Here is a 10,097-nt window from a genome sequence, read left to right on the forward strand (position 1 = left end):
CGTGAGAAGGCGCTCAGCGCCAGGCGGACGTGCGGTTCTCGAGCACGGTGAAGACGCCGTTGAAGATCAGGGCGATCACGATGAGCACCAGCAGGATCGCGAACTCCTCACCGGTGGCGAAGGCCTGCGCGTCCGTGTTCAGCGCGGCCCCGAGGCCGTGCTGGGACGCGATGATCTCGCCGATGATGGCGCCGCCGAGTGCCTGCGCCATCCCGAGCTTCGCGCCGGTGATCACCCAGGGTGCGGTGGCCGGCAGGGTGATCTTGCGGACCAGCTCCAGGCGGGAGGCCCGGAAGGTGTGCATGAGCAGGACGTGGTCGGCGTCGACGGTGGTGGCGCCGCGGTAGGCGTTGAGGAAGAGCGGGAAGAACACCAGGCTGATCGCCAGCGCGATCTTCGACTCCATGCCCAGCCCGAACCACAGGATGAACAGCGACGACAGCGCGATGCGCGGCAGGCAGTTCAGCGCGTTCATGATGGGGTCGATCACCCGGTACGCGGTGCGGGAGAACGCCAGCGCGAAGCCGATGACCACCCCGGCGACCCCGCCGATCAGGAACCCCAGCAGGGTCTCGATCATGGTGTAGCGCAGGTCCACCCAGAACGTGCCCGAGGTCAGCAGGGTGCCGAGCGACGCCACGATCTCGGTGGGCTGGCTGTAGAAGAACTGGTTGTGGCTCGACAGGCCGCCGACCCACTGCCACACCCCGAGGATCACGACCAGCAGCAGCACCCGCAGGACGAACACCCGCACCGTCTCTGCGCGCGGGCGGCGGCGCCGGTCGGGCAGGTCGGGCGGGGTCGTCGTGGCCGGTACGTCCAGCTGGGTCATCCGGTCCCCCTCAGTACTCGACGTCGCTCTTGAGCAGGCGCCAGATCTCGTCGTACATCTCGTTGAACGCCGGCGTCCGGCGCAGGTCCTCGATCTCGCGGGGGCGCGGGAAGTCCACGGTGAACCGGCGCAGCAGCCGGGTCGGGCGGGGCGAGAACGTGAGCACCTCGTCGGCCATGAACAGGGCCTCCTGGATGTCGTGGGTGACCAGCACGACGGTCTTGCGGTCCCGGGCCCAGACCTCGAGGAAGAACTCCTGCGCCTTCATCCGGGTCTGCGCGTCGAGGGCGCTGAAGGGCTCGTCGAGCAGCATGATGTCCGGGTCGTAGGCGAGGATCCGGGCCAGCGAAACGCGCTGACGCATGCCGTGCGAGAGCGCCTTCACGGCATGGTCCCCGTACCCGGCGAGCCCGACCCGTTCCAGCAGCGCCGCCGCGATCCGGCGCCGCTCGCCCGCCGGCGTGCCGAGCAGCTCGAGGGGGAGCTCGACGTTCTTGTGGGCGGACCGCCAGGGCAGCAACGCATCCCGGGCCAGCAGGTAGCCCGCGCGGGCGGCACCGCTCCCCGGCGGCTCGCCCCCGATCGTCACGGTGCCGGAGGTGGGTTCGATGGCGTCCGCCAGCAGGTTGAGGATCGTCGTCTTCCCGCAGCCGCTGGGCCCGACGATCGCGGTGAAGCTGCCCTGCCGGATCTCCAGGTCCAGGCCGCTCAGCACCGGCAGCGGGCGGCCCGCCGTGTCGGGAAAGGTCACGCTCACGTCGTCGAACCGGGCGAGCACCTCTCCGTCGCGGAGGGCTGTCGTTCCACTGCTCATGGCGGACCTCTTCGTCGAGCGCCAGTTGTTTCATATCGTGGAATCGCATTTCACGCTGTGCAAAACGAGGCTAGGAGGCCATCATCAGATGCGTCAAGGCGGTGCGAGGATCGGTGCGGACGGAAGGGGGACCGATGGACGACGGCACCTCCCCGCGCGGGTCCCAGGCGATCACCCGGGCGCTGGCCGTGCTCTCCGCGTTCACCGCGGAGCGCACCACGATGACGGCCACGGAGATCGCCGCCGTCATCGAGGTCTCGGTCCCGACGGCGCACCGCATCGCGAAAGCCCTGGAGGGCAACGGGTATCTCGCCCGGCACGGCGCCGGCAAGGCCTACGGCCCCGGCCCGCAGATCCTCCGGCTGGCGCGCCTGATGAGCGAGACGCGGGTCAACGGCCACCAGGGCGCCCTGCTCGCCGCGCTGCGGGACCGCTTCGACGAGACCGTCAGCCTGCACATCCGGGTCGGGGACCGGCGCGTCTGCATCGCGGAAGAGGTGTCGCGCCAGGGGATCCGGGTGACCTCGGGCGTCGGCGAGACCTATCCGCTCACGGCGGGCGCCGCCGGGAAGGCGATCCTCGCCCAGCTCCCGGCGGACGAGGTGCACCGCATCGTCGACCTCCCGGCGTCGGACGCGTGGGGCCTGCCCCGTACCGAGCTGCTCGAGGAGATCGAGCTGACCCGCCGCCGCGGCTGGGCCACGAGCACGGGCGAGACGGTGCCGGGGGCCCTGGCCGTCGCGGTGCCGCTCCCGCTGTCCGGGGACGGCCCGCCCTCGGCGCTGAACCTCGTGGGCCCGCGGGACCGCATGGACCCGGACACCGTGGACAAGGCGCTCGCCGCCCTCCGCGAGGCGGCCCGTTCGTGACGGTGTCGTCGCAGCTCGGTGGGGGGTGTGACAGCTCGTGGCCCCCCGGACGGCATCACCACTCGCAGGCGTCGAACAGGTGGCGGAGCCGCGCCATGCGGTGGGGGCGGCCGGAGGCGACCCAGGCGATGCGGCCGAGGACGTGGTCGGCGAAGGCGGGGTGGGCGTCGCGGTTCTGGGCGTCGGGGCCGGTGCGGGCGCAGTTGTGGAGCAGCGCGCGGAGGTCGTCGTAGTCCTTGCGGGAGGGGGCCGGTCGGTCGCCGTTGACCACGAGACCCGTGACGCGCTGGCGGTGGTGCGCGGGCATGATCCGGGTCTTCTCGGGGCGGAGGGTGAAGCCCTCGTCGGCCGCGATCTCGGCCGCGCGGCGGATCAGGCCGTGGACGGGGAGGTCGTCGCCGGAGAGGACCAGGTCGTCCGCGTAGCGGCCGTACGTCGCGCCGACGGCGGCGGCGAGGCCGGTCAGGCGGTGGTCGAGGCCGTGGGCCAGCACGTTCGCGGTGCCCGGGGAGCTGGGTGCGCCCTGCGGGAGGTGGGGCAGGGCGAGGCGGTCGAGGAGCCGGCGGCGGGCGTCGCCCGGGGTGCCCGGCGCGCGGTGCAGCACCGCGCGCGGGGTCGTGGTCACCAGGAGCCCGGCCAGGACGTCGGCCACGGCGGCGGGATAGCCGGCGGTGCGGAACAGGCCGGCGATGCGGGCCGGGCCGATGCGGGTGAAGAAGCCCTCGACGTCGACCCGCACGACCATCCGCCGGCCGGCGTGCTCGGCGGCCAGGGTGTGGGGGGAGCGGCCGCGGACGAACCCGTGCGCGGCCGGGTGCACCGGGATCCGGTCCAGGACGTGCCGGCGGACCCGGCGCTGCAGCTCGGCGAGGCGCGGGGCCGGGGACTCCAGCAGCCGCGGGGTGCCGGACGGGGACACGCGCCAGAGACCGCGGTAGTGGTGCAGCCGGCCCTCGGGGGCCCGGCGGAGCCAGCCGCCGGGATCGGCGAACCACTCGGCCTCACCCGGGCGCAGGTCCAGCCCGGCGGCGAGCTGGTCCACCGTGGACCAGCGGGCGACCGCCCACCGCCACTGCGGCTCCGGGTCCGGCGTGACGAGCCGCCGGCGGACCGCCAGCATCCGCTCCAGCTCCGCGACGAGCCCGGCGTGGGTGCCGCGCGGGGCCTCGGGCCAGGTCTCGACGAGCCGGGTCGCGAACTCCTCGGCTCTGCGTCCGAGCGGCTCGGCGAGGGCGTGTGCGATCCGCCCGCGCTCCCAGGGGACGGTCAGCAGGGCGCGGAGCACGACCTCGGCAGGCGAGGGAGGGTCGGAGGGTGTGGGGTCGGGCGCCCGGCTGTCGGCCTCGGTGTCCGGGCGGGTCGGGTCCGGGTGCTGCCCCCGCTGTGCGGGTTCCGGGTCCCCGGGGCCGGTCGCCTCGCTCATCGGGCGCTCGGTGCGGGACAGGTGGTCGGGCGGATGCCTGTGGCACGGACGCCTGCGGTACGGGTGCCTGTCGCACGGATGCCTGTGGCACGGGTGCCGGCGGACCGGGCAGCGACTGACCGGGCTGGTGCGCACCGGGGCGCGGCGGAGCGGATCAGGGCCGCGCGGGCCTCGGTGGTGATGCGGCGGCGCCCGGCCGACCTGGGTTCCCGTCCGCCGCGCGCCTGCCCTCCTGCGGAGCAGGGCGACGCGCGCGGGACGACATGCCGCACGGAGGAGGTGCACCCCGGGGTTGCCCCGGAGCTGCGAGCGCCGCGGCGGGGTCCGCCACGACGGTTCGCCGACTCGCCCGGACGCCGCTGCATCGGCTCCGAGACTAGCGCCCGGCACCGACGGTGGCGGACGGCGTCACGGAGCGATCAGGACAAATCGGACCGCCCTCCCTCGGCTGGCGGAACCGATCACCGCGCGTCGTCGGTACGTTCCTCCCCGGTGACCTGGCCGTCACACGCGGTGGGGGAGACTGGTCCGGGCGCCGACGTGGCGGGCGCGGACGGTCTCGGAGAGGATCGACAGGCATGCAGTTCCTGATCAGATGGGTGCTCGCACCTCTGGTTCGGATGATCTGGCGGCCGACGGTGAAGGGGGCCGGCGGGGTACCGGCGACGGGGCCGGTGATCTTCGCGGCGAACCACCGGGCCGCCGTCGACACCGCGGTGATCCCGCTGGTCACGCCGCGTCCGGTGGCCTTCCTCGGCAAGGCCGAGTACTTCACGTCGCGCAGCCTGAAGGGGCGCTTCGTCGCCCGCTTCCTCACCGCGCTGGGTTACGTGCCGGTGGACCGGGGCAACGCGAAGGCAGGCCTCGCCGCGCTCGACGCGGGCCGCACGGTCCTGCGCGCCGGCGGTGCCTTCGGCATCTACCCGGAGGGCACCCGCTCGCTCGACGGCCGGCTGCACCGCGGCCACACCGGCGTCGCGTCCCTGGCGCTGTCCACCGGCGCCGTCGTCGTGCCGGTGGCGCTGATCGGCACGCACCGGGTGCAGCCCGTCGGGAAGAAGATCCCGCGGCTCGCGCCCGTCGAGGTGCGGTTCGGGGCTCCGCTCGACTTCTCCCGCTACGACGGGCTCGAGGGCTCCGCCGCCATCCGCCGCGCCGTGACGGACGAGATCATGGACGCCATCGCCCAGCTCTCCGGCCAGGTGTACGTCGACCGCTACCACCAGCGCCCGGGCGACCAGGCCGCGGCGTAGGCCGGCGTCGGCCACCGGGAGTGGCGCGGGACGCTCACGTCGAGTGCTCTCCTCCGCCCCCGGGAGAGCCTGCTGGGGCACGATCTCCCCATGAGCGATCTCGCCGACGCCCTCGCCGCCCGGCTCGACCGTGACCTGGCCCGGGTCGACGCCGGGCTGGCCGCCGCCTACCCGGGCGATCCCGGCACCCGGCAGCCGGTCCACACCGTCTACGTGCCGGCGGACCGGTTCGACCGCGGCACCGTGGCGGACTGGGGCGTGCGGGCCTGCGAGGTGTTCGACGAGCACGCGCGCGGCGACGCGGAGATGCGGGCGTGCTGGGGCCCGGCGGCGGCCGACCTGCGCGAACGGGTGCGGGCCAAGCTCCTCGCCGAGCCCGTCGAGGACCTGCGGATCGACTTCGAGGACGGCTACGGCGTGCGCCCGGGGGCCGAGGAGGACGCCGAGGCCGAGCGCGCCGCCGCGGAGCTCGGGGCGGCCGTGGCCGCCGGGACGGCCTCGCCGTTCACCGGGATCCGCTTCCGCAGCTTCGAGGGCGCGACCCGCGGGCGCGGGGTGCGCACGCTCGTCCGGTTCGTCGAGGCGCTCTGCGAACACGGCGGGGTGCCGGCCGGGTTCGTCGTCACCCTCCCGAAGGTGACGGCGACGGCGCAGGTCTCCGCCCTGGTCACGGTGCTGGCGGCGATCGAGGAGGAGTGCGGCCTGCCCGCCGGCCTGCTGCGCTTCGAGATCCAGGTGGAGACGCCGCAGTCCGTCATCGGCACCGACGGCGCCTCCCCGCTGCCCGGCATGATCGCCGCCGGCGGCGGGCGCTGCACCGGGCTGCACTACGGCACGTACGACTACTCGGCCTCGACGGGGATCGCGGCGGAGTACCAGAGCATGGAGCACCCGGTCGCGGACCACGCGAAGGCGGTCATGCAGGTCGCGGCGGCGGGCACCGGCGTCCGGCTCTCGGACGGCTCCACGAACGTGGTGCCCGAGGGCTCGGCGGAGCAGATCCGCGCGGCGTGGACGCTGCACGGGCGGCTCGTCCGGCGTTCCCTCGAGCGCGGCTTCTACCAGGGCTGGGACCTGCATCCGGCGCAGCTGCCGAGCCGGTTCGCCGCCGTCTTCGGGTTCTTCCGGGGTTCCGCGGACTCCGCCGTGGCGCGGCTGCGCGCCTACCGTGAACGGGCGGACTCCGGCTTCCTCGACGAGCCCGCCACCGCCACCGCGCTCGCCGGGTTCCTGCTGCGCGGCACGGACTGCGGCGCGCTCGACGAGCAGTGGGTGCAGCAGGCGACGGGTGCGGACGCGGCCGAGCTGGCCGCCCTCGCCCGCCGCCCCCACCGGTCCCCCCGCTGAGGAGAACGAGCGAACGGCACCTTCGCTCACACCTGGTGAGCGAGGGGGCCGTTCGCTCCCGAGGCCGCCGGATGAGCGAACGGCACCCTCGTTCACTAGATATGAACGAAGGTGCCGTTCGCTCACGTCGTCAGGCGGCGGCGGGGGCCGGGACGGTGCGGCGGGAGATCGCCCAGTGCAGGGCGAAGGCGATGATCGCGCCGATGAACCAGCTGTAGGCCGCGGCCGAGGACGAGCCGAGCAGCACGACCAGGATCGCCACGACGGCGCCGACGGCCGTGGAGCCGATCGCGACCGGGTTGTAGCCCTTGGTGTAGTGGTACTTCCCGGTCGGGCTGAGCGTGTAGAGGGCGTCGACGTCCACCTGACGCTTCTTGATCAGGTAGTAGTCGGCGATCAGCACGCCGTACAGCGGGCCGATGAAGGCGCCCAACGAGTCCAGCGTGTAGTGGATGACCTCGGGGCTCGAGTAGAGGTTCCACGGCGTGATCAGTACGGAGCCGACGGCGGCGATCATGCCGCCCATCCGCCAGCTGATCTTCTTCGGGTTGACGTTGGAGAAGTCGAAGGCGGGCGAGACGAAGTTCGCGACGATGTTGATGCCGACCGTCGCGATCATGAAGGTGAGCGCCCCGAGGATCACGGCGAAGGTCGAGTCGAGCTGCGCGACCGTCTGGACCGGGTCGTCGATCAGCCTGCCGAACACCGGGACCGTCGCCGCCGCGGTGACCACGACCAGCAGCGAGAACACGATGAAGTTCAGCGGCAGGCCGAGGAAGTTGCCCTTCTTCACGTCGGCGAAGGAGCGGCCGTAGCGCGCGAAGTCCCCGTAGTTGAGCATCGGGCCGGAGAAGTACGAGACCACCAGAGCGATGGCGCCCAACATGATCGGGACGACGCCCCAGCCGCTGACGAGGTTCTCCGACAGGTTGAGGTCGATGTTCGACCAGCCCGCCTGGATCACCAGGTAACCGGCGAGCAGGAACATCACGACGTACACGGCCGGGCCGCAGAAGTCGATGAACCGGCGGATCGCCTCCATGCCGCGCCAGAACACCACGGCCTGCACGATCCACATGCCGAGGAACGCGATCCAGCCCAGGGCCGACAGCCCGACGAAACCGGTGGTGTCGTCGGCGAGCGGGGCGGCGCCGGGCCACAGCTTGAGGATGACGACGACGAGCGACTGCGACGCGAGGTAGGTCTGGATCCCGTACCACGCCACCGCGATCAGCCCGCGGATGATGGCCGGGACGTTGGCCCCGAGCACCCCGAACGCCGAGCGGCTGATCACCGGGTACGGCGTGCCGGTGGCCTGTGACGGGCGCGCCACCAGGTTGCACAGGTAGTAGACGATCACGATGCCGACCAGGAGCGCGATCAGCACCTGCCACGCGGCGAGGCCGAGGGCGAACAGCGAGCCGGCGGTGACGTACCCGCCGACGCTGTGCACGTCCGACATCCAGAAGGCGAAGAAGTTGTAGGACTTCCAGGTCTGCTTCTTGAGCGGCGCGAGATCCTCGTTGGTGAGGCGGTCGTCGTAGGAGGCCTTCACCTCGCCCGGGGTCCCGCTGGTGGCGACCGGTGTCCCGGTCTCGATCGCTTCGGACATGCGCGCGCCCTTCTCGTGCTGGGTCGGTGCGACGACGGTAGGTCGCTCCGGACGCGTTTCCCGGCAAGATCGCGTTTCTTCACGAGACCGTCCCGGGCGTCAATCTGCCGTCAACATTCCGCCCCGAAAGGGGCCAGGATCCCGGTGTAGCGCTTGGCCGGTGGGCTGGCGAACTCGTCGCGGTCGCCGGTCCGCAGGCCCAGCGCGACGAGGGTCTCGACGGTCCGGGTGGCCGCCGCGACGCCGTCGACGACGGGGACGCCGACGGCCGCGGAGAGGTGCGCGCAGAGCTCCGCCATGCCCGCGCAGCCGAGCACGATCGCGTCCGCCCCGTCCTCCGCGACCGCCCGCCGGCACTCCTCGGTGATCACCCCGCGGGCGTCGGAGGCCGGGTCCTCCAGCTCCAGGACGGGGATCTCGCAGGCGCGGATCCCGCGGCAGAACCGGGCGACGCCGTAGTGCTCGGCGAGGTCGGCCGCCCGGCCCGTCGTGCGGCCGAGGGTGGTGACGACGGAGAAGCCCCGTCCCAGGTAGCAGGCGGTGCGCATAGCCGCCTCGGCGATCCCGACGACCGGACCGCGGGCCAGCTCGCGGGCGGCGTCGAGGCCCGGGTCGCCGAAGCAGGCGAGGACGTAGCCGTCCGTGCCGAGCTCCTCGCCGGCGGTGACCTCGGCGAGCACACCGGGCACCGCGAGCGCCTCGTCGTAGTGGCTCTCGATCGACACCGGGCCCATCGCGGGGGTCACGGCGCGGACCCGCGTCCCCGGCCCGGCGGCGGCCTCCGCGGCCCGGCCGATCGTCGCCGTCATCGACTCGGTGGTGTTGGGGTTGATCACGGTGATGAGCATGGTCGTCCCTCCTCGCGGGAGTCCCACTCTCGCCGCGCGGGGCGCCGGGTGCCGTGACGGCGCCGTGAACTCCGGGTCACGTCCGACGGTCCCCCGCCGGGCGGCGGGCGCACACCCCCGGTGATCGTTCCGGCCACCGGGTGAGGGACCCGCGGCCACGGATGATCACTCGATGGACGGGAGAGGTGCCCGGGTGCGGGTAGCCGCCGCCCGTGCCGTCCATCCCTCGGACGTCCCGTCACAACGTCCGAAGGAGCACCGCAGTGATCACGGAGAAGATGACCCAGGACCTCATCGGCCGGCAGGCGTTCGACGCCCGCGGCGAGAAGATCGGCAAGATCGGCCAGGTCTACGTCGACGACCGCAACGGCGCGCCGACCTGGGCCACGGTCCACACCGGACTGTTCGGCACCAAGGAGAGCTTCGTCCCGCTCGACGGCGCGGACGTCAAGGGTGGCGACGTCGCGCTCTCGGTGGAGAAGGCGCAGGTCAAGGACGCGCCGCACATGGGCGACACGGCCGAGCACCTCGACGCCTCCGACGAGCAGGAGCTGCGCCGCCACTACGGCGCGAACGGCCACACCGGACACGACGGCCGGTCCGCCGACACCTCCGCGGGGACCGGCCGCCGGGGTGCCGACGACGCGATGACCCGCTCCGAGGAGCGGCTGCGCGTGGGCACCGAGACCGAGGAGGCCGGCCGCGTCCGGCTCCGCAAGTACGTCGTCACCGAGCAGCAGACGGTCACCGTGCCCGTGACGCACGAGGAGGTGACCCTCGAGCGCGAGCCGATCGAGAACGGGCGGTCCGGTTCGGCGACGATCGGCGAGGCCGAGCACGAGGTGACCCTGCACGCGGAGAAGCCGGTGGTGGGCACGACCACCGAGGCCGTGGAGCGGGTGCGGCTGAACACGGAGACGGTCACCGAGGACCGGACGGTCTCCGGCACCGTCCGCAAGGAGAAGGTCGAGATCGACGACCCGAAGCACCACCTCGACCGCTGATCCCTGTCGTGAGTGGCGATAGTCGCTATGGCGACTATCGCCACTCACGGGGACGCTCCTATGGTTCGTCAAGCTCCTGAGGGCGTTGGTGGGTG

Annotated in this window: 9 protein-coding genes; 4 read left to right on the top strand and 5 right to left on the bottom strand. The window is 73.0% G+C overall.

Annotated features, from left to right (window positions below; translation table 11 throughout):
* Positions 1-13 precede the first annotated feature (13 nt).
* Together ABD324_RS35765 and ABD324_RS35770 are read right to left on the bottom strand one after the other, a co-directional pair.
* A complete protein-coding gene (locus ABD324_RS35765) occupies positions 14-832 on the bottom strand; it encodes an ABC transporter permease (RefSeq protein ID WP_344427888.1) in 819 nt (272 codons plus the stop codon).
* Between the two features lie 10 nt (positions 833-842).
* Complete coding sequence (locus ABD324_RS35770; protein ID WP_344427891.1) at positions 843-1,646, bottom strand: ABC transporter ATP-binding protein; 804 nt, start codon at positions 1,644-1,646, stop codon at positions 843-845.
* Between the two features lie 134 nt (positions 1,647-1,780).
* On the opposite strand from ABD324_RS35770, the gene ABD324_RS35775 reads away from it, so the two are divergent.
* Complete coding sequence (locus ABD324_RS35775; RefSeq protein ID WP_344427894.1) at positions 1,781-2,515, top strand: IclR family transcriptional regulator; 735 nt, start codon at positions 1,781-1,783, stop codon at positions 2,513-2,515.
* A gap of 55 nt (positions 2,516-2,570) precedes the next feature.
* Here the strand turns inward: ABD324_RS35775 and ABD324_RS35780 are convergent, their stop codons facing one another.
* Positions 2,571-3,938, bottom strand: a complete 1,368-nt coding sequence (locus tag ABD324_RS35780; protein WP_344427897.1) for a reverse transcriptase family protein — start codon at positions 3,936-3,938, stop codon at positions 2,571-2,573.
* A 578-nt stretch (positions 3,939-4,516) separates the two neighbouring features.
* Between ABD324_RS35780 and ABD324_RS35785 the strand changes: the two genes are divergently transcribed.
* Together ABD324_RS35785 and ABD324_RS35790 are read left to right on the top strand one after the other, a co-directional pair.
* Positions 4,517-5,191: a lysophospholipid acyltransferase family protein gene (locus ABD324_RS35785; RefSeq protein ID WP_344427900.1), complete on the top strand. Its 675-nt coding sequence runs from the start codon at positions 4,517-4,519 to the stop codon at positions 5,189-5,191.
* A 90-nt stretch (positions 5,192-5,281) separates the two neighbouring features.
* Positions 5,282-6,538: a DUF6986 family protein gene (locus ABD324_RS35790; RefSeq protein WP_344427903.1), complete on the top strand. Its 1,257-nt coding sequence runs from the start codon at positions 5,282-5,284 to the stop codon at positions 6,536-6,538.
* 130 nt (positions 6,539-6,668) lie between these two features.
* On the opposite strand, the gene ABD324_RS35795 is transcribed toward ABD324_RS35790, so the two are convergent.
* Both ABD324_RS35795 and ABD324_RS35800 read right to left on the bottom strand, forming a co-directional pair.
* Positions 6,669-8,150, bottom strand: a complete 1,482-nt coding sequence (locus tag ABD324_RS35795) for an NCS1 family nucleobase:cation symporter-1 (protein ID WP_344427906.1) — start codon at positions 8,148-8,150, stop codon at positions 6,669-6,671.
* 110 nt (positions 8,151-8,260) lie between these two features.
* Positions 8,261-8,998, bottom strand: a complete 738-nt coding sequence (locus ABD324_RS35800; protein WP_344427909.1) for an aspartate/glutamate racemase family protein — start codon at positions 8,996-8,998, stop codon at positions 8,261-8,263.
* A gap of 263 nt (positions 8,999-9,261) precedes the next feature.
* Between ABD324_RS35800 and ABD324_RS35805 the strand changes: the two genes are divergently transcribed.
* On the top strand, positions 9,262-10,002 hold the full coding sequence (locus ABD324_RS35805) for a PRC and DUF2382 domain-containing protein (RefSeq protein WP_344427912.1): 741 nt from the start codon (positions 9,262-9,264) through the stop codon (positions 10,000-10,002).
* Positions 10,003-10,097: the final 95 nt, after the last annotated feature.

Source organism: Pseudonocardia ailaonensis (assembly GCF_039531635.1).
Classification (GTDB): domain Bacteria; phylum Actinomycetota; class Actinomycetes; order Mycobacteriales; family Pseudonocardiaceae; genus Pseudonocardia; species Pseudonocardia ailaonensis.